General features: G+C 53.7%; 16 protein-coding genes and 1 pseudogene. 12 read left to right on the top strand and 5 right to left on the bottom strand.

Annotation, left to right across the window (positions count from 1 at the left end; genetic code table 11):
- Positions 1-215 precede the first annotated feature (215 nt).
- Positions 216-1,565: a lysine-sensitive aspartokinase 3 gene (lysC, locus tag HU143_RS20945; protein ID WP_000136394.1), complete on the bottom strand. Its 1,350-nt coding sequence runs from the start codon at positions 1,563-1,565 to the stop codon at positions 216-218.
- Positions 1,566-1,952: 387 nt separating this feature from the next.
- Between lysC and pgi the strand changes: the two genes are divergently transcribed.
- The 6 genes from pgi to psiE all read left to right on the top strand — a co-directional run bounded on the left by pgi (position 1,953) and on the right by psiE (position 8,370).
- The gene (gene pgi / locus HU143_RS20940) at positions 1,953-3,602 is read left to right on the top strand and encodes a glucose-6-phosphate isomerase (protein ID WP_000790028.1); all 1,650 of its coding nucleotides are present in this window, start codon (positions 1,953-1,955) and stop codon (positions 3,600-3,602) included.
- 443 nt (positions 3,603-4,045) lie between these two features.
- Positions 4,046-4,288: an exopolysaccharide production protein YjbE gene (gene yjbE / locus HU143_RS20935; protein WP_001541297.1), complete on the top strand. Its 243-nt coding sequence runs from the start codon at positions 4,046-4,048 to the stop codon at positions 4,286-4,288.
- A 63-nt stretch (positions 4,289-4,351) separates the two neighbouring features.
- The gene (locus tag HU143_RS20930) at positions 4,352-4,990 is read left to right on the top strand and encodes a YjbF family lipoprotein (RefSeq protein WP_000824803.1); all 639 of its coding nucleotides are present in this window, start codon (positions 4,352-4,354) and stop codon (positions 4,988-4,990) included.
- The gene (locus HU143_RS20925; RefSeq protein ID WP_023226541.1) at positions 4,987-5,721 is read left to right on the top strand and encodes a capsule biosynthesis GfcC family protein; all 735 of its coding nucleotides are present in this window, start codon (positions 4,987-4,989) and stop codon (positions 5,719-5,721) included. The genes HU143_RS20930 and HU143_RS20925 overlap by 4 nt, the downstream gene beginning before the upstream one ends.
- On the top strand, positions 5,721-7,817 hold the full coding sequence (locus tag HU143_RS20920) for a YjbH domain-containing protein (RefSeq protein WP_023226540.1): 2,097 nt from the start codon (positions 5,721-5,723) through the stop codon (positions 7,815-7,817). The genes HU143_RS20925 and HU143_RS20920 overlap by 1 nt, the downstream gene beginning before the upstream one ends.
- Positions 7,818-7,959: 142 nt before the next feature.
- Positions 7,960-8,370, top strand: a complete 411-nt coding sequence (psiE, locus tag HU143_RS20915; RefSeq protein WP_000982752.1) for a phosphate-starvation-inducible protein PsiE — start codon at positions 7,960-7,962, stop codon at positions 8,368-8,370.
- A gap of 165 nt (positions 8,371-8,535) precedes the next feature.
- Here the strand turns inward: psiE and malG are convergent, their stop codons facing one another.
- Together malG and malF are read right to left on the bottom strand one after the other, a co-directional pair.
- Entirely contained in the window at positions 8,536-9,426 is an 891-nt protein-coding gene (gene malG, locus HU143_RS20910; RefSeq protein ID WP_001252081.1) for a maltose ABC transporter permease MalG, read from the bottom strand.
- A gap of 14 nt (positions 9,427-9,440) precedes the next feature.
- On the bottom strand, positions 9,441-10,985 hold the full coding sequence (gene malF, locus HU143_RS20905) for a maltose ABC transporter permease MalF (RefSeq protein WP_000382565.1): 1,545 nt from the start codon (positions 10,983-10,985) through the stop codon (positions 9,441-9,443).
- 42 nt (positions 10,986-11,027) lie between these two features.
- On the opposite strand from malF, the pseudogene HU143_RS24870 reads away from it, so the two are divergent.
- A pseudogene (locus HU143_RS24870) lies at positions 11,028-11,168 on the top strand (hypothetical protein); the annotation flags it as partial.
- On the opposite strand, the gene malE reads toward HU143_RS24870, so the two are convergent.
- The gene (gene malE / locus HU143_RS20900) at positions 11,117-12,307 is read right to left on the bottom strand and encodes a maltose/maltodextrin ABC transporter substrate-binding protein MalE (protein ID WP_000695415.1); all 1,191 of its coding nucleotides are present in this window, start codon (positions 12,305-12,307) and stop codon (positions 11,117-11,119) included. The pseudogene HU143_RS24870 and the gene malE overlap by 52 nt on opposite strands.
- Before the next feature lie 361 nt (positions 12,308-12,668).
- Here malE and malK point away from each other — a divergent pair, with 361 nt between their 5' ends.
- The 5 genes from malK (at position 12,669) to ubiA (ending at position 17,871) form a co-directional block, all read left to right on the top strand.
- Positions 12,669-13,778 (top strand): maltose/maltodextrin ABC transporter ATP-binding protein MalK, encoded by a 1,110-nt coding sequence (gene malK, locus HU143_RS20895; RefSeq protein ID WP_000179176.1) that lies wholly within the window; start codon positions 12,669-12,671, stop codon positions 13,776-13,778.
- Positions 13,779-13,866: 88 nt separating this feature from the next.
- Positions 13,867-15,225 carry a maltoporin gene (locus HU143_RS20890; protein ID WP_000973678.1) on the top strand — a complete coding sequence of 453 codons (1,359 nt, stop codon included), beginning with the start codon at positions 13,867-13,869 and terminating at the stop codon, positions 15,223-15,225.
- A 163-nt stretch (positions 15,226-15,388) separates the two neighbouring features.
- Positions 15,389-16,306 carry a maltose operon protein MalM gene (gene malM / locus HU143_RS20885; protein WP_000782497.1) on the top strand — a complete coding sequence of 306 codons (918 nt, stop codon included), beginning with the start codon at positions 15,389-15,391 and terminating at the stop codon, positions 16,304-16,306.
- A gap of 181 nt (positions 16,307-16,487) precedes the next feature.
- Positions 16,488-16,985, top strand: a complete 498-nt coding sequence (gene ubiC, locus HU143_RS20880; RefSeq protein WP_000019219.1) for a chorismate lyase — start codon at positions 16,488-16,490, stop codon at positions 16,983-16,985.
- A gap of 13 nt (positions 16,986-16,998) precedes the next feature.
- Entirely contained in the window at positions 16,999-17,871 is an 873-nt protein-coding gene (gene ubiA, locus HU143_RS20875) for a 4-hydroxybenzoate octaprenyltransferase (protein WP_000455249.1), read from the top strand.
- Positions 17,872-17,969: 98 nt separating this feature from the next.
- Here ubiA and plsB read toward each other — a convergent pair whose 3' ends face one another.
- The gene (plsB, locus tag HU143_RS20870) at positions 17,970-20,390 is read right to left on the bottom strand and encodes a glycerol-3-phosphate 1-O-acyltransferase PlsB (RefSeq protein ID WP_000017360.1); all 2,421 of its coding nucleotides are present in this window, start codon (positions 20,388-20,390) and stop codon (positions 17,970-17,972) included.
- Between the last annotated feature and the right edge of the window lie 38 nt (positions 20,391-20,428).

The following is a 20,428-nucleotide window of genomic DNA, read 5'->3' as shown; positions in this document are numbered from 1 at the left end:
TGACGAGGTTCAAAATGAGGAGGGCATAAATTGGGGAAAGCTGCCCATGTTGATGGGACGAGCAGGGTGTACAGATTCCTGCCTTCTGTAATTGGCTTTCTGGAGCAGTATTCCGCCGGCAGTGCCTGACGTGGGAACCGCCGGATAAGGCGCTTGCGCCGTTATCCGGCAGCGTATTGTCTGATAGCGCTCACCTGCTGTCGTGCCAGGGCGATTTATTCAAATAAGTTCTGATGTAGCTTTTGCACCACTTTCTCGGCATCGTCTCCCGGCACGAGGAAGCACAGATTGTGGCTGGAGGCGCCGTAACAAATCATGCGAATGTTGAACGGTTCCAGGACGCCAAACACTTCTTTACCAACACCGCAGGCTTTTGACAGGTTGTTGCCAATCAGCGCGACCAGCGCCAGTCCTTCTTCGACTTCGACCCGACACAGCGCGGAAAGCTCCATCAATAAGGATTGGGTCAGTAACGTATCGCCCGTGGAGGTGGAGCCGGTAGTATCCAGCGTCAGCGCGACGCTCACCTCCGAAGTGGTAATCAGATCTACCGAAATATTATGCCGCGCCAGAATGCCGAACACCTCTGCCAGGAAACCTCGCGAGTGCAGCATATTCAGGCTGTGTAGCGTCAATAGCGTTTGATTGCGGCGCAGCGCCAGCGCGCGGAACAGCGGCGGGTTTTGGGTTTTATTGCACACCAGCGTACCGCCCGCTTGCGGATCTTTACTGGAGCCAACGAAGACCGGGATATCGCTACGCACGGCCGGGAGTAAGGTGGCTGGATGCAGTACTTTTGCGCCGAAGGTTGCCATCTCCGCCGCTTCTTCAAAGTCGATTTCATCAATTCGCTGCGCGACGGGCACCACGCGCGGGTCGGTGGTGTAAATACCGGGCACATCTGTCCAGATATCAACCCGCGCGGCATGGAGCGCTTCAGCCAGCAACGCTGCCGTATAGTCGCTGCCGCCGCGGCCTAACGTCGTGGTGCGGCCTTTGCTTTCACTGCCGATAAAACCCTGAGTAATGACCAACGTTTCGCTCAGGCGCGGGAGCAACTGCTGCGCGGCCAGTTCCGCAAGCGCTGCGACGTCCGGTTCCGCACGACCAAAGCGATCGCTGGTACGCATCACTTTGCGCACGTCGAACCAGTGGGCCTGTACGTCGCGTTCACGCAGGATCTCAACAAATAGCAGGGTAGACATTAGCTCGCCGTGGCTGACCAGTTCATCGGTCAGGGCTGCCGATGTCGCCAGCGATGCTGCCTCCGCCAGAATAGTGATGTTTTCCAGCAGGCGTTCAATCTCTTCCCGAATGACATTCGGATGACGCAGACGATCAAGGATATCGAACTGGATTTTACGGATGGCGTCGAGCGTAGCGAAACGTTCGCCAGGCTCCATCCCTTCGGCCAGCGCCACCAGCAGATTAGTGATGCCGGCAGACGCGGAAAGCACGACTAAACGAACATTGGCGTCGGAAAGTACGATATCCGCGCTACGGTTCATGGCGTCAAAATCAGCGACGCTGGTACCGCCAAATTTGGAAACAACGATCTCTGTCATATCAACCTCGTGTCAGGAAATGAAAAACGCGACCATGGCACAAAGGCAGAACAGAAACCGGTGCAGGCGCAAATGCAAGTAACGTATTTATAAATAAAAGTTGTGGACTGGACTGTCAACGTTGGGATTATGCGGATTTTTTATGCTGAGTTTAGGCTCAGTAACAGCGCTTATAACCCCGATACCCGTTTGTAGTATGTTGGCTTATCTATGCGCCCGGCGACTTACCCATTTGCCGCCTTTCTGCACCTCGAATTATTTAGGGTATATACTTTTTATCCTCATTCGACAGTGCCTGGGGCAACGGCACTAAAACAATCACACTTTTCTGTGACTGGCGTTACAATCGATCCCAGTCACAATTCTCAAATCAGAAGAGTATTGCTAATGAAAAACATCAATCCAACGCAGACTTCTGCCTGGCAGGCGCTCCAGAAACACTACGATGAAATGAAAGACGTTACGATCGCTGAGCTTTTCGCGAACGATAGCGACCGTTTCGCTAAATTTTCCGCGACGTTTGACGATCTGATGCTGGTGGATTTCTCCAAAAACCGCATCACCGAAGAGACGCTGGCAAAATTACAGGATCTGGCGAAAGAGACCGATCTGGCCGGCGCGATTAAATCCATGTTCTCCGGCGAGAAGATCAACCGCACCGAAGACCGCGCCGTGCTGCACGTGGCGCTGCGTAACCGTAGCAATACGCCGATCATCGTGGACGGCAAAGATGTGATGCCGGAAGTGAACGCCGTGCTTGAGAAGATGAAAACTTTCTCGCAAGCGATTATCTCCGGTCAGTGGAAAGGCTACACCGGTAAGGCCATCACCGACGTGGTGAACATCGGTATCGGCGGTTCCGACCTCGGCCCGTTCATGGTGACCGAAGCGCTGCGTCCGTATAAAAACCATCTGAACATGCACTTCGTCTCTAACGTCGATGGCACCCACATCGCTGAAGTGCTGAAGAAAGTGAACCCTGAAACCACACTGTTCCTGGTCGCTTCTAAAACTTTCACCACCCAGGAAACCATGACCAACGCCCACAGCGCGCGCGACTGGTTCCTGAAAACTGCAGGCGATGAAAAACACGTAGCGAAACACTTTGCTGCGCTCTCCACTAACGCCAAAGCGGTCGGCGAATTTGGTATCGACACGGCCAATATGTTCGAGTTCTGGGACTGGGTCGGTGGTCGTTACTCGCTGTGGTCTGCCATCGGGCTGTCCATTATTCTGTCCGTCGGTTTCGACAACTTTGTCGAGCTGCTTTCCGGCGCGCACGCGATGGACAAGCATTTCTCCACCACTCCGGCGGAGAAAAACCTACCCATTCTGCTGGCGTTGATTGGCATCTGGTACAACAATTTCTTCGGCGCGGAAACCGAAGCCATTCTGCCGTACGACCAGTATATGCACCGTTTCGCCGCCTACTTCCAGCAGGGTAACATGGAATCCAACGGTAAATACGTTGACCGTAACGGCAACGCCGTGGATTATCAGACAGGCCCAATTATCTGGGGCGAACCAGGCACCAACGGTCAGCACGCGTTTTATCAATTGATTCACCAGGGTACTAAAATGGTGCCGTGTGATTTTATCGCCCCGGCTATCACCCATAACCCGCTATCCGATCATCATCAGAAGCTGCTGTCTAACTTCTTCGCGCAGACCGAAGCGCTGGCGTTTGGTAAATCCCGCGAAGTGGTTGAGCAGGAATATCGCGATCAGGGTAAAGATCCGGCGCAGCTTGAACACGTTGTGCCATTCAAAGTGTTTGAAGGCAACCGCCCGACCAACTCTATCCTGCTGCGTGAAATTACACCGTTCAGCCTGGGCGCGCTGATTGCGCTGTATGAGCATAAAATCTTTACGCAGGGCGTCATCCTGAACATCTTTACTTTCGACCAGTGGGGCGTTGAGTTGGGTAAACAGTTAGCTAACCGTATTCTGCCGGAGCTGGGCGATGATAAAGCTATTTCGTCCCATGATAGCTCTACCAACGGTCTGATTAACCGTTATAAAGCCTGGCGCGCCTGATGGCGCTGCGCTTATCCGGTCTACGTAATGCATAGCGTCTGTAGGCCGGATAAGGCGTTTCGCCGCCATCCGGCAAAAAGAGAATAAGATAATAAAAAGGCCGATATTCACATCGGCTTTTTTTATAAGATAATTCCGCTTGTCCGTCTTTATCCCCACAATTTTATATTGAGCTTAATCCTAAAATAAGCAATAACCAGAAAATCACTCTGCGTTATTTTCAGATTATACGGATGCTGATGTCTTTTAGTTTAATTTTAACTTATTGATTTTATTTGTTTGTTAATTAAATAATGTAGGCGTTACTTCTTTAAAGTTTAATTATCCTAAAACCTCGCTGTTATTTCTCCCGGACATAATCCGCCTGCTTTGGTTGTGTATACTCGGTAGCGCCCGAAATTCTTTTGGGTAAATCTCCATTCATTCAATGAAGGGAAATTATGATGAAAAAAGTACTGTATGGCATTTTTGCCATAACCGCGCTTGCGGCGACATCTGTCTCGGCAGCCCCCGTTCAGGTGGGTGAAGCGGCAGGGTCGGCAGCGACGTCGGTATCGGCGGGAAGCTCCTCCGCTACCAGCGTTAGCACCGTAAGTTCGGCGGTGGGCGTCGCGTTAGCGGCAACCGGCGGCGGCGATGGTTCCAATACCGGAACCACGACCACCACGACCACCAGTACCCAGTAGTATCGGTACGTTTAACCATAACCACACTCCGGTGTGGTTATTTTGCCCCTCTGGAGAAGCGTCGTGAAGCGACTCGCACTTATCCTGATTTGCCTGCTATTACAGGCGTGTTCGGCCACCACCAAAGGCCTGGGCGATTCACTGTGGGACAGTTTGTTCGGTACGCCAGGCGTACAGCTAACGGATGACGATATTCAAAACATGCCTTATGCCAGCCAGTACATGCAGCTTAACGGCGGTCCTCAACTGTTTGTGGTGCTCGCTTTCTCGGAAAACGGGCAGCAGAAATGGGTGACGCAGGATGGCGCGACGATCGTGACGCAGCATGGCCGTCTGGTCAAAACTCTGCTCAGCGGTGACAACCTGATCGATGTGAATAATCTGGCGGCCGACCCGCTGGCGAAACCAGGACAGATTATCGATGGCGCGACCTGGACTCGCACCCTGGGCTGGACCGAACATCGCCAGGTGCGTTACGCCACCGCCCGTTCCGTTTTTACATGGCGAGGGACCGATAGAGTGAACGTCGGCAGTGAGGAAACCGCCGTGCGGGTGTTAGATGAAGAAGTGACGACCGATCAAACGCGCTGGCGTAATCGCTACTGGGTTGATAGCGAAGGCCAAATTCGCCAGACGGAACAGTATCTGGGCGCGAATTACTTTCCGGTGAAAACCACGCTGATTAAGGCGGCAAAATCATGATGAAAAGGACGATAAGCGCGCTGGCGCTGGCCTTTATCGCGTCATCCGCCTTTGCCAGCGGCACTGTTACCGTTTTTACCCAAGGTAATAGCGAGCCTAAAACGCTGACAGACGCTGAGCGTCTGCTCGATTTAGTCGGACAGCCGCGCCTGGCAACGAGCTGGTGGCCTGCGGCGGTGATAGGCGAAGAACAGGCGACCGTGACGGCGCGTCAACAGCAGCAGGAACTTCTCGGGCGACTGGCGGCGCTCAGCGCTGAGGAAGATGGCGATGCGGCGGCGATAAACACACTGCGCCGACAGATTCAGGCGGTGAAGGTGACGGGCAGACAATTAGTGAACCTTGATCCTGACGTGGTTCGGGTGAGCGAACGAGGTAACCCGCCGCTGCAAGGTCACTACACGCTCTGGGTCGGGCCGCAACCCACGCAGGTGACGCTCTTTGGCTTGATTAGCCAGCCGGGCAGCCAGCCGTTCGTCCCTGGGCGGGACGTCGCCAGTTATCTTGAGGGTCAGCGCTTACTCAGCGGCGCGGATCGTAGCTATGCCTGGGTGGTTTACCCTGATGGACGCAGCCAAAAAGCGCCGGTGGCTTACTGGAATAAGCGTCATATCGAGCCGATGCCCGGCAGCATTATTTTTGTCGGTTTTGCCGATTCCCTTTGGCGCGGCACGCCGGAGGCGATGAATGCCGACATTCTTCATACCCTGACGCAGCGGATACCGGAATAATGAAAAAAACACATCTGCTCAGCGTGCTGGCGCTGGGTATTAGCGCGGCCTGCCATGCCGAAACATATCCAGCCCCTGTTGGACCTTCACAATCTGACTTTGGCGGCGTGGGCCTGCTGCAAACGCCGACAGCGCGTATGGCGCGTGAAGGGGAGATGAGTCTGAACTATCGCGATAACGATCAGTACCGCTACTACTCGGCTTCGGTTCAGCTTTTCCCGTGGCTGGAAACCACGTTGCGCTATACCGATGTCCGTACGAAAAAGTACAGCAGCGTGGAATCATTCTCCGGTGACCAGACTTACAAAGATAAAGCGTTTGATGTGAAACTGCGGTTGTGGGAAGAGAGTTACTGGATGCCGCAGGTGGCGGTTGGCGCGCGCGATATCGGCGGGACGGGGCTGTTTGATGCGGAATATATTGTAGCGAGTAAGGCCTGGGGGCCATTTGATTTTTCATTAGGTCTCGGCTGGGGCTATCTTGGCACCAGCGGCAATGTGTCTAATCCTTTCTGTTCGTATAGTGATAAATTCTGTTCGCGTGATAACAGTTATAAAGAGGCAGGTTCCGTCGACGGTAGCGATATGTTTCACGGCCCGGCTTCGCTGTTTGGCGGCGTGGAATACCAGACCCCGTGGCAACCGCTACGCCTGAAGCTGGAGTATGAAGGCAATAACTATCAGCAGGATTTTGCGGGTAAACTGGAACAGAAGAGCAAGTTTAACGTCGGCGCCATTTACCGCGTCACCGATTGGGCCGACGTTAACCTCAGCTACGAGCGCGGCAACACCTTTATGTTTGGCGTTACGCTGCGCACCAATTTCAACGATTTACGTCCCGCGTATCATGACAATTCACGCCCGCAATACCGACCACAGCCGCAGGATGCCATCCTGCAACATTCGGTAGTGGCTAATCAATTAACGTTATTGAAATATAATGCTGGTCTGGCGGACCCGAAAATCCAGGTCAAAGGCGATACGCTGTACGTTACCGGCGAACAGGTGAAGTACCGCGACTCCCGTGAAGGGATCGTGCGTGCTAACCGGATCGTCATGAACGATCTGCCGGAGGGGATCCGCACGATCCGCGTGACGGAAAACCGCCTTAATCTGCCGCAGGTCACCACTGAAACCGATGTCGCCAGCCTGAAACGCCATCTGGAAGGCGAACCGCTGGGACATGAAACTCCGCTGGCGCAAAAACGCGTGGAGCCGATCGTGCCAGAGAGTACTGAACAGGGTTGGTATATCGACAAGTCGCGCGTTGATTTTCATCTTGATCCCGTGCTGAATCAGTCGGTAGGCGGCCCGGAAAACTTCTATATGTATCAGTTGGGCGTAATGGGAACTGCGGATCTGTGGGTCACGGATCATCTGCTCACCACGGGCAGCGTGTTTGCCAATATCGCCAACAACTACGACAAATTTAACTACACCAATCCGCCGAAGGACTCGCATCTGCCGCGGGTGCGTACGCATGTCCGTGAGTATGTGCAGAATGATGTTTATGTGAATAACCTACAGGCCAACTACTTCCAGTATCTTGGCAATGGTTTCTATGGGCAGGTCTATGGCGGTTATCTGGAGACCATGTTTGGCGGTGCCGGGGCGGAAGTCCTGTATCGCCCGGTAGACAGCAATTGGGCGTTTGGTCTGGATGCCAACTACGTGAAACAGCGTGACTGGCGTAGCGCGCAGGATATGATGAAGTTTACCGATTACAGCGTGAAGACCGGACATTTGACCGCATACTGGACGCCGTCGTTCGCCCAGGATGTGCTGGTGAAAGCCAGCGTTGGTCAATATCTGGCGGGCGATAAAGGCGGTACGTTGGAGATCGCCAAACGCTTCGATAGCGGCGTCGTTGTCGGCGGTTACGCGACGATTACCGATGCGTCGCCGGATGAATATGGGGAAGGGGATTTTACCAAAGGCGTATATGTTTCCGTGCCGCTGGATCTCTTCTCGTCCGGCCCAACCCGAAGTCGTGCGGCAATTGGCTGGACGCCGCTGACGCGTGACGGTGGTCAACAGCTTGGCCGTAAGTTTGGCCTGTATGATATGACCAGTGACAGGAGCGTAAATTTCCGTTAATACTCAGGCCGGATAAGGCGTTCACGGCGCTATCCGGCAAATTATCTTATTGAACAAAATATAAACATAAATAAAAAATATAGATGCCCGTCACATTTGTGCGTTATACAGAAACCTCGCCGCAGAGAAAGAGGGGGCTGTTATGATGCCATTATCGCGCTCACGTCTTGAGTTTATCGCCACGATTTTACAAAACGTACTAAATTTGGGGCTGCTTACCCTCGGTCTGATCCTGGTTGTTTTTCTCGGTAAAGAGACGGTGCATCTGGCGGACGCATTATTCGTGCCTGAGCAAGCCAGCAAATATGAACTGGTGGAAGGGCTGGTGATCTACTTTCTTTATTTCGAATTTATTGCGCTGATTGTGAAGTACTTTAAGTCTGGCCTTCACTTTCCGCTGCGCTATTTCGTGTACATTGGGATCACGGCGATTGTGCGCCTGATCATTGTCGATCATAAAACGCCAATGGATGTATTACTCTATTCGGCGGCGATCCTCCTGTTGGTTATCACGTTGTGGTTATGTAATTCGAACCGACTACGGCGAGAATAGGCGTCGCCACACCGTAATGGACGTATGGCGTGGCAATAAATTAGTCGCTGTCTATAACGCATAAAAAAAGCGCTCCGAAGAGCGCCAAAATACGACCATAAGTGGGGATAACATAAGTTGAGGGCAGTGGCATTGCCCGTTGCCGGGCAGGTACTTCGATAAAACTTAACCTTTCACACCCCCAGCCGTCAGGCCGTTGACCAGCCAACGTTGCGCCAACAGGAACACCAGGGTGATAGGAATAGCAGAAAGGACGGCGGCGGCGGCAAAGTCGCCCCACAAATAGTTTTGCGGGTTGAGATATTGCTGCATACCCACGGCCAGCGTATAGCTGTCCACATCGCGCAGTAACAACGAGGCGACCGGAACTTCGGTAATCGCCGCGATGAACGACAGAATAAACACCACCGCCAGAATCGGTACGGAAAGCGGCAGCAGCACCAGGCGAAACGCCTGCCACGGGGTTGCGCCATCCAGCGCGGCGGCCTCTTCCAGCGAGCTGTCGATAGTTTCGAAGTAGCCTTTAATCGTCCAGACATGCAGTGCAATGCCGCCAAGATAGGCGAAGATCACGCCGCCATGCGTATTCAGACCGATAAATGGAATGTATTGTCCCAGGCGGTCAAATAACGCATACAGCGCCACCAGAGACAAAACCGCCGGAAACATCTGGAAAATCAGCATCCCTTTGAGCAGTGTTGCTTTACCTGGAAAACGCATTCGTGCGAAAGCGTAGGCGCAGGTGGTGGAGAGCGCCACGATGCCGATGGCGGTAATACCGGCGATTTTCACCGAGTTCCACAGCCACAGCAGGACCGGGAAGGGAGGCGGCGTTACCCGACCATCCGCATGTTCCACGCTGAAACCCAGCGCCAGCCGCCAGTGTTCCCAGGAGATTTTATCCGGGATCAGGCTTCCGGTGGCGAAGTTCCCTTCACGTAGCGAGATAGCGATGACCATCAGCAGCGGGAACATAATCGCCGCGATGAAAATCAGCAGCCCCAGGTGCGTGATGAAGAGACGCAGTTTCTGAGATTTGGGTTGGACCATAGCCATTGTTATTATCTCCCTTAATCAAACTTCATACGCGTGGCTTTCAGGTTCACTATTGCCAGCGCGCCTACCAGCAGGAAGATCAGCGTGGCAATGGCCGCCGCCAGACCGAAGTCCTGACCGCCGCCGCCTTCAAAGGCGATACGGTAGGTGTAGCTGACGAGCAGATCGGTATAACCGGCAGGCGTGGTGGTGCCGAGACGGTCTGGCCCGCCGTTGGTCAATAACTGAATCAGTACAAAGTTATTAAAGTTAAAGGCGAAGCTGGCGATCATCAGCGGCGTTAGCGGCTTAATCAGCAGCGGTAAGGTGATTTTAAAGAAATTCTGAAATGGACCAGCGCCGTCCATTGCGGAGGCTTCGTACAGGTCATCCGGAATCGCTTTCAGCAGTCCCATGCACAGGATCATCATGTAGGGATAGCCCAGCCAGGTATTCACGATAATCACCATTGCCCGCGCGGTGTTGGGGTCGCTGAACCAGGCCGGTTTAATGCCGAACAGCGCGCTCAGCATCATATTGATTTCGCCAAAGCTTTGGTTGAATAACCCTTTGAAAATCAAAATTGAAATAAACGACGGTACGGCGTAGGGCAGAATCAGCAGGACGCGGTAGATAGCTTTACCTTTCAGCGCTTCCCACTGTACGAGGCAGGCCAATACCATCCCAACCGCCACGGTTAACACCACAGTGAGGACCGAAAAGACCACGGTCCAGACGAAGATAGCGAAAAAGGGCTTCTGGATCCCTTCGTCGGTAAAGACGCGCGTAAAGTTTTTCGCGCCGATAGTAACGGTATAACCAGGACTGAGTTTTTCATCACCCCAGCTTCCGTCGGCGTTGATCGACTGATAATAACCGCTATCGTTATTTGGCCGGTATTTTACGCCGCTCTGGTTATTGGTAAGCAGGCCGTCATCAGCCAGTGTGTACAGCGGACGGGTACCGGAAAACTGACGCAGCGAGCTCATAATCACTTTACTTTCATCCGGCAGGACGGCGGTTATCTGGTTCAGCGCCAGACGGTTCTGGGTGATTATCCGCAGATTGGCGCGTTCGCCGCCCGGCAGGGCATCGGTCTCTTTCAGCTGTAATTTTTGTTCACCGCCGAAGGAAAATGCGTCAGACAGGTAATGTTTGCCCGTTTCTCCGTCGGTGAGGGCCAGTTGCCACTCGTCGCCGGCCGGGTAAAGACCGAAGTTATAGGTTTTTCCTGCCTGATAAGAACGGTCCATCAGCACTTGCTGGGCGCGTTCAAAGGTGAGCTGGTTGGTGCTGCTGTAGTTAGTAAAGGCGATAGCGATGGTGCACACCAGGGGGAATAGCACAAACAGCCCCATGCCGGCGAGGCCAGGGTAAACGTAGCGCCAGGCATAGGTTTTACGATTTGCGAAAATATACAGGCCAGCAGAGCTTAAAATCAGCGTCATGATGGCGAACAGATACTCCCCTTGTACGTACATTAAAACTACAAGGTAACCCACCAGCAGGCCCAGCAGACCAATTACTGACCATTTAAGCTGGTCACTTTGCCACCAGTGTTTCTTTTTAATGACATCCATGGGGATTTTCCTCTACAGCGTTGAAACTTCCTGGCCGGAGATGTGCCTGATGGCGCTGCGCTTATCAGGCCTACGGTGTGTTGTAGGCCGGATAAGGCATTTATGCCGCCATCCGGCACAGGCTCGCGGCATTACTTAGTGATACGGCTTTGTGCATCTTTCAGCGCGGCATCCACGGTTTGACGGCCGCTGGCGGCATTGATCACAGCCGTACGTACCGCATACCAGAAGGCGGACATCTGCGGAATATTCGGCATGATCTCGCCTTTCTGGGCGTTATCCATGGTGGCGGCGATACGGGGGTCTTTCGCTAACTGCTCCTGGAAAGATTTCAGCGCCACGGCGCCCAGCGGTTTATCTTTGTTCACCGCTTCCAGACCCTGATCGGTCAGCAGGTAGTTTTCGAGGAACTCTTTCGCCAGCTCCTTGTTCGGGCTGGCAGCGTTAATCCCCGCGCTCAGCACGCCGACGAACGGTTTCGAGGGTTTACCTTTGAAGGTCGGCAGCAGGGTGACACCGTAGTTGACTTTGCTCTTGTCGATGTTCGACCATGCCCACGGACCGTTGATGGTCATTGCCGTTTCGCCTTTATTGAAGGCTGCTTCGGCGATGGAGTAATCGGTATCGGCGCTCATATTTTTGTTCTTGATCATATCGATCAGGAAAGTCAGGCCCGCTTTCGCGCCGGCGTTGTCGACGCCAACGTCTTTCACGTCATACTTGCCGTTTTCAAATTTGAACGCGTAACCGCCGTCAGCGGCGATCAAAGGCCAGGTGAAATACGGCTCTTGCAGGTTGAACATTATCGCCGACTTCCCTTTCGCTTTTAGCTCTTTATCCAGCGCCGGGATCTCTTCCCAGGTTTTCGGCGGGTTCGGGACGAGGTCTTTGTTATAAATCAGGGAGAGGGCTTCAACGGCGATGGGGTAGGCGATCAGCTTGCCGTTATAACGTACCGCATCCCAGGTGAACGGATAGAGTTTGTCCTGAAACGCTTTATCCGGAGTGACCTCCGCCAGCAGACCAGACTGCGCGTAGCCGCCAAAACGGTCGTGCGCCCAGAAGATAATGTCAGGACCGTCGCCGGTGGCTGCCACCTGCGGGAATTTCTCTTCCAGCTTATCCGGGTGCTCAACGGTCACTTTAATGCCGGTGTCTTGCTCAAATTTTTTACCGACCTCGGCCAGACCGTTATAGCCCTTGTCGCCGTTGATCCAGATAACCAGTTTACCTTCTTCAATTTTGGCGAGAGCCGGGGCGGAAATCATCATCGTCGTAAGTGCGGATAATGCGAGGATGCCTACGCCAGTTTTAATCTTCATATCTCCCATCCTTTTTGGTGATGTACACAGAGGTGGTTTAACGGTCTCTAGTTTCTTTATACGACAACCTCTTTCCATCCTCCTCGCCCCTACGCCCCACCCCGGCTTTATGTGATCTGTGTTGCATAAATGTGAGTAATGCGTGCTGGCGCACATAAAAACACGCCGATTTTTGCGGGCGGCATCACGAAATTCCTTTTCTGTCCGCGCCCGTGGTCTCAGGCGTTGTGTCCTCATCCTCCCGCCTCCTCCCCCATAAAAAAGCCGGGGGGTGGAGGATTTACCCCAGTCAGGGATCGCGCATAGTCAGGCCATCATGAATGTTGCTGTCAATGACAGGTTGTAACGAAGGGAGAAAGGCATGGCGAGCGTACAGCTACGAAATGTAACGAAAGCCTGGGGTGACGTGGTGGTATCGAAAGATATTAACCTCGATATCCATGACGGGGAGTTCGTGGTGTTTGTCGGACCGTCAGGCTGTGGTAAATCGACCTTGCTGCGTATGATCGCCGGGCTTGAAACCATCACCAGTGGCGACCTGTTTATCGGGGAAACCCGTATGAATGATATTCCGCCTGCCGAGCGCGGCGTGGGCATGGTATTCCAGTCTTATGCGCTCTATCCCCATCTCTCCGTTGCAGAAAACATGTCTTTCGGCCTCAAGCTGGCGGGCGCCAAAAAAGAGGTAATGAATCAACGCGTCAACCAGGTGGCGGAAGTGCTGCAACTGGCGCATCTGCTGGAACGTAAGCCAAAAGCGCTTTCCGGCGGGCAGCGTCAGCGCGTAGCGATTGGCCGCACGCTGGTGGCGGAGCCGCGTGTGTTTTTGCTGGATGAACCGCTCTCTAACCTGGACGCCGCGCTGCGCGTGCAGATGCGTATTGAAATTTCTCGCCTGCATAAACGTCTGGGCCGCACGATGATTTACGTCACCCACGATCAGGTCGAAGCGATGACGCTGGCCGACAAAATCGTGGTGCTGGACGCCGGTCGCGTCGCGCAGGTCGGTAAGCCGCTGGAGCTGTACCACTATCCGGCGGACCGCTTTGTCGCGGGCTTTATCGGCTCGCCGAAGATGAACTTCCTGCCGGTGAAAGTGACCGCCACCGCGATTGAACAAGTCCAGGTCGAACTGCCGAATCGCCAGCAAATCTGGCTGCCGGTCGAAAGTCGCGGCGTGCAGGTCGGCGCCAATATGTCTTTAGGCATTCGGCCGGAACACCTGCTGCCGAGCGATATCGCCGATGTCACCCTGGAAGGCGAAGTCCAGGTGGTCGAGCAGTTAGGGCACGAAACACAAATTCATATCCAGATCCCCGCCATCCGTCAAAACCTGGTTTATCGCCAGAATGACGTGGTGTTGGTAGAAGAGGGCGCCACATTCGCTATCGGCCTGCCGCCAGAGCGCTGTCATCTGTTCCGCGAGGATGGCAGCGCATGTCGTCGTCTGCATCAAGAGCCGGGTGTTTAAGGCCTCCATAAAAAAACGAAACGCAAAACCATTCGCAGTTTTAGAAGGTGGCAGCGTTTAAAGAAAAGCAATGATCTCAGGAGATAGAATGATGATTACTCTGCGCAAACTCCCACTGGCGGTTGCTGTCGCAGCGGGCGTAATGTCCGCTCAGGCAATGGCTGTCGATTTCCACGGTTACGCCCGTTCCGGTATTGGCTGGACGGGAAGCGGCGGCGAACAACAGTGTTTCCAGGTGACCGGTGCACAAAGTAAATACCGTCTCGGTAACGAATGTGAAACCTATGCGGAACTGAAACTGGGCCAGGAAGTGTGGAAAGAGGGCGATAAGAGCTTCTATTTCGACACCAACGTCGCCTATTCGGTTAACCAGCAGAACGACTGGGAATCGACCGATCCCGCCTTCCGCGAAGCGAACGTGCAGGGTAAAAACCTGATTGAATGGCTGCCGGGCTCTACCATCTGGGCCGGTAAGCGCTTCTATCAGCGTCATGACGTACACATGATCGACTTCTACTACTGGGATATTTCAGGTCCTGGCGCAGGTATCGAAAATATCGATCTGGGCTTCGGTAAGCTTTCACTGGCGGCGACCCGGTCTACTGAAGCGGGCGGCTCTTACACCTTCAGCAGCCAGAATATTTATGATGAAGTGAAAGATACCGCTAACGACGTCTTTGACGTACGTCTGGCTGGTCTGCAAACGAACCCGGACGGCGTACTGGAGCTAGGCGTTGATTACGGTCGCGCCAATACGACCGATGGTTATAAGCTGGCTGATGGGGCATCGAAAGACGGCTGGATGTTCACCGCCGAACATACGCAAAGCATGTTGAAAGGCTATAACAAGTTTGTCGTGCAATATGCCACCGATGCCATGACCACGCAGGGTAAAGGCCAGGCGCGCGGTTCCGACGGTTCTTCATCTTTCACTGAAGAATTACCTGATGGAACCAAAATTAATTATGCCAATAAGGTCATCAATAATAATGGCGATATGTGGCGTATTTTGGATCATGGCGCCATCTCGCTTGGTGATAAATGGGATTTGATGTACGTCGGTATGTACCAGAATATCGATTGGGATAATAACCTGGGTACTGAGTGGTGGACCGTGGGCGTACGTCCAATGTACAAGTGGACGCCAATCATGAGTACCCTGCTGGAAGTCGGCTACGACAACGTGAAATCTCAGCAGACCGGCGATCGTAACAATCAATATAAAATCACCCTGGCGCAACAGTGGCAGGCGGGCGACAGCATCTGGTCGCGTCCGGCTATCCGTATTTTCGCCACCTACGCGAAATGGGATGAGAAGTGGGGCTATATCAAAGACGGCGATAACATTTCCCGTTATGCCGCAGCGACTAACTCCGGCATTTCCACCAACAGCCGTGGCGATAGCGATGAGTGGACCTTCGGCGCCCAGATGGAAATCTGGTGGTAATACGATGGTCATCTGACGTAACGAGGGGCGCAAGCCCCTCTGAAACATCAGGTCTGATGATGCTTGTAAGCCGAATAAGGCGCCAGCCGCCATTCGGCGATATGTTTGGGTTGGCGCGCTATTGCCTGGCTACCGCTGAACCCGCCTTATTGAGGTGAGAATAATGAAAATGAAGAAAAGTCTCGTCGCCCTCTGTTTAACCGCAGGGCTGTTCGCCAGCGTGCCGGGTATCAGCCTGGCGGAAGTGAACTATGTACCGCAAAATACCAGCGCCGCGCCCGCTATTCCTGCTGCTGCGCTACAGCAATTAACCTGGACGCCTGTAGATCAGTCAAAAACGCAGTCTACCCAACTGGCGACGGGCGGCCAGCGCCTTGACGTCGCCGGCATTACCGGCCCGGTCGCCGCTTATAGCGTTCCGGCGAATATCGGCGAGCTGACATTAACTCTGACCAGCGAGGTCAATAAGCAAGCCAGCGTTTTTGCGCCAAACGTGTTGATTCTTGACCAAAATATGACGCCTTCGGCGTTCTTCCCCAGCAGTTACTTTACTTATCAGCAGCCGGGCGTCATGAGCGCAGATCGGCTGGAAGGCGTGATGCGCCTGACGCCTGCGTTGGGGCAGCAGAAACTCTATGTTCTGGTGTTTACGACCGAAAAAGATCTTCAGCAAACTACTACGCTGCTCGATCCGGCAAAAGCCTATGCCAAAGGCGTCGGTAACTCTATCCCGGATATTCCCGATCCAGTTGCTCGCCATACCACTGATGGCGTGGTGAAACTGAAGGTGAAAACCAACAGCAGCTCCAGCGTATTGGTCGGGCCGTTGTTTGGCTCGTCCGGTACCGGGCCGGTAACGGTAGGCAATACCGCCGCGCCGGTCGCTGCGCCAGCGCCAGTCGCGCCGAAGAAAAGCGAGCCGATGTTGAACGATACGGAAAGCTACTTTAATAAAGCGATTAAGGATGCCGTAGCGAAAGGCGACGTCGATAAAGCGCTGAAACTGCTTGATGAGGCCGAACGTCTGGGATCGACATCTGCCCGTTCCACCTTTATCAGCAGTGTAAAAGGCAAGGGGTAATTGTTTCCCCACAGTGCTGATTTTGCAGCAACTGGTGCGTCTCCTGGCGCACCTTTTTTTTATCATTTCATGCGAATTGTTATTTTTTTGTTGCGCAACAGATCACTTAATTGTGATTGCGCCCCCCGTAATGTCTTTTCTGAGATACAATGACTTTAGGTTATGAATCGGAGAGTAAGGCATGTCACACCCTGCGTTAACGCAACTGCGTGCGCTGCGCTATTTTGATGCGATTCCTGCGCTTGAGCCCCATTTACTGGACTGGCTGTTGCTGGAAGATTCTATGACTAAACGTTTTGAGCAGCAGGGAAAGCGGGTAAGCGTGACTCTGATTCGGGAAGCGTTTGTCGGCCAAAGTGAGGTCGAGGAAGCATCAGGTTTACTACCATCCGAATCCCGCTACTGGTTACGTGAGATACTGCTTTGCGCTGACGGCGAGCCCTGGCTTGCCGGACGTACCGTGGTACCGGAATCCACGCTGTGCGGACCTGAACAGGTCTTACAACATCTGGGTAAAACCCCGCTTGGACGTTATCTATTTACATCATCGACACTGACCCGCGATTTTATTGAAATTGGACGCGATGCAACGCTGTGGGGGCGCCGCTCTCGACTGCGGTTGAGCGGAAAACCGCTGTTGCTTACCGAGCTTTTTTTACCTGCATCGCCGCTGTACTGAGAGGAAGATAAAGATGGAGTGGAGTCTGACGCAGAGTAAGCTGCTGGCGTTTCACCGTTTGATGCGTACAGATAAGCCTATTGGCGCGTTGCTGCTGCTCTGGCCGACGCTTTGGGCGCTATGGGTGGCGACGCCGGGTATGCCTCAGCTGTGGATTTTGGCGGTTTTTGTCGCTGGCGTGTGGTTAATGCGCGCGGCGGGCTGCGTGGTAAATGATTATGCCGATCGTAAATTTGACGGACATGTAAAACGTACGGTCAACCGGCCTTTACCCAGCGGCGCCGTGACAGAGAAAGAAGCGCGCAACCTGTTTGTGGTGCTGGTGCTGCTGGCGTTTCTGTTGGTGCTGACGCTGAACGCCATGACGATTCTGCTTTCCGTAGCGGCGCTGGCGTTGGCCTGGGTTTATCCCTTTATGAAACGCTACACCCACCTGCCGCAGGTCGTGCTGGGGGCCGCTTTCGGCTGGTCAATCCCCATGGCGTTCGCCGCGGTGAGCGAATCCCTGCCGTTGAGCTGCTGGCTGATGTTCCTCGCCAATATTCTCTGGGCGGTGGCTTACGATACGCAATATGCGATGGTCGACAGAGATGATGATATCAAGATAGGCATTAAATCGACTGCGATCTTGTTTGGTCGTTATGACACATTGATTATCGGGATTCTGCAGCTTGGCGTCATGGCGTTAATGGCGCTGATCGGCTGGTTGAATGGTCTGGGATGGGGATATTACTGGGCTGTGCTGGTGGCGGGCGCGCTGTTTGTCTACCAGCAAAAACTGATTGCGAACCGTGAACGTGAAGCCTGCTTTAAAGCCTTTATGAACAATAACTACGTTGGCCTGGTGCTATTTTTAGGGCTGGCGATGAGTTACTGGCACTTCTGATGTCATGCCGGGCGAACCCGGCCTACAAAACCAAAATTTTCAATACGTCATATCAGTTGCCCGATGAGCTTGCACTATCGGGCATTTCAGGCACTGGCTTACTCGCCCTGCGTCGCGCTTTCAATCGTCAGACGGACATCAGAGGTAATTAGATCGGCAAGCATCTGATATATCTTCATCGTTTCTGCCGGTTCGGCATCGCCCGTATCACTGATATAACCCTCATCCCGTAGCGTCAACACGAGTGAACTGAACACCGCTTTGTCGAAAAACTCCGGCGCGTTAATACCGTGCAGGACAGACAGACGTTGCGCCACGGTACGGCTTTCTTTCTCCAGCGTACTGCGGTTGATGGACGGATTGGCGCTCAACAGCCAGAACGTAATGGCATAACGCTGTAGCGTTTCGCGCGCGCCTGCCGCCAGCAGTTGCAGCGTACGGGAATGCGTCGGGTTGATATGCAGTTCATCATCCTGCAGGGTAATTAGCCCCTGACGCTGCATTTCACTGGCCAGCGCGTCAATGACCGAGGCTAACTCCTCGCGCTCCCAGCGCAGGAACAGCTCCGCTTTTAACATCGGATAGAGCGCTTCAACATGCTGCTGCAACGCATCACGCGAAATGCGACGATGCTGGGTGATAATCGCCGCCATCAGCGAAGGCATAATCAACATATGCGCGATATTGTTACGATAGTAGGTCATCAACACCGCCTGCTCGCGCGGCAGAATGATGATATCGCCAATGGTGTCTTTCTCGACCTCAAACTTATTCATCTGCAGCGCGTGAGCGATAAGCTCGCCAGCGCTGGCGGCAGGAACGGTTGAGTCTGTGGAATAAGGGACATTGCGCATCAGATCGAGATAGCAATCAAGCTGCTCGGTGAGCTGCTCGCGGGTGAGCGAGCGCTGACGCGACGCTAACAGCGCGGTACAACACAGGTTCATCGCGTTTGCCGCGCCAGCGTTGTTAATACGCACCATCAGATCGGCGGCGATACTATTTACCGTCGGCGTCAGCCAGGCTGGGCGTATGGCCTCTATAGGGTCGATAGATTCGCGCCACTCCGGCACATGCTGGTTCAGGTACGTCATGAGCGGCATCGGTTCGCCAAAGTTAACGTAGCCCTGACCCAGATTGCGCAGCTTGCTCAAGCCTTTCAGCATCTGCGGCAGACTCTCTTTCTCTTTTGTCGCGCCGCGCAGCTCTTTCGCATAGGTGCCCACTTCCATGACGTGCTCATAGCCGATGTAAATAGGCACTAACGTAATTGGACGGGTACCGCCGCGCAGCATCGCCTGGATAGTCATCGACAGGGTGCCGGTTTTCGGATCTAACAAACGTCCGGTACGCGAACGTCCTCCTTCGACAAAATACTCAACCGAGTAACCGCGGCTGAACAGCTCGCCCAGGTATTCGCGAAAGACGGTGGAATAGAGTTTATTCCCCTTAAAGGTGCGACGAATAAAGAACGCGCCCAGACGACGGAAAATCGGGCCAGCGGGCCAGAAATTAAGGTTAATACCGGCGGCAATGTGCGGCGGAACCAGCCCCTGATGGTACAGCACATAAGAAAGGAGCAAATAGTCCATATGGCTGCGGTGACAGGGCACATAGACGATTTCATGCCCGTCGTGCGCCAGTTGGCGTACGCGCTCGGCGTTATGCACGTTAATCCCCTGGTACAGTCGGTTCCAGGTAAACCCCAAAATCCTGTCGGTCAAACGAATCATCTCGTAAGAGAAGTTCGCCGCGATCTCTTCCATCAGCGCAATAGCGTTTTGCTGCGCTTTTTCATGAGAGATTTTTTTACTGCGCGCTTCGTCTTCTACCGCGCGGGCGATCGCTTTCGAGGCCAGCAGTTTGTTAAACAGATCCTGACGGGCGGGCAGGCGTGGGCCAACCGCCGCCAGGCGCTGGCGGGCAAAGTGCATACGCGCCACGCGAGCCAGCTTCTGCGCGATGATTTTATCGGTGCCGTGTTCATCAGCCATGCGACGCAATGAGACGGACGGCGAGAATCGGACAAAGCTATCGCGACCCAGCCAGGAGATGGCAAAGAATTTCTGTACGCCGTTCAGCATACGTAAAGGCGGGTTATCTTCTCCCTTTTCACGACCCGGCGCGCGGCCAAACATCACGGAAACGGGCACCATCTGCACGTCCAAAGCCGGATTACTCCGATGCAGATCGAGATAATCGTGAAAAAGTTTCACCGACTCTTCTTTTGGCGTGTAATAGGTAAAGACACGCGGTCCGCCGTGAATAAATACATAGCGTGGCAGCAGCGCGCCGTCGATCTCCAGCGGCTCCAGCGGATCCGGGAGATCGTGCGCCAGACATTGCGCCCGCAGCGTCAGTAAGTCCGCTTTTGAGTTGTATGGCAAGACATACATAATGGGGCGAGAAGTATCGAGCCCCAATTCCTGGGCGGGTTCCGCCGGAATAGACTTGCTTTTTACCAGTATGCTTAATGGTAAATTCAGTAATTTGTAGTAAATTCGTGGCCAGCCGGACATAAACGATGTAAAGCCTCTGGTTAATAATGCAAATGCGG

This window comes from Salmonella sp. SJTUF14076, from assembly GCF_015534835.1.
Taxonomy (GTDB): Bacteria; Pseudomonadota; Gammaproteobacteria; order Enterobacterales; family Enterobacteriaceae; genus Salmonella; species Salmonella enterica.
Note: the sequence above shows the minus strand (reverse complement) of the source record. Positions and strands in the feature narration are given on the sequence as shown.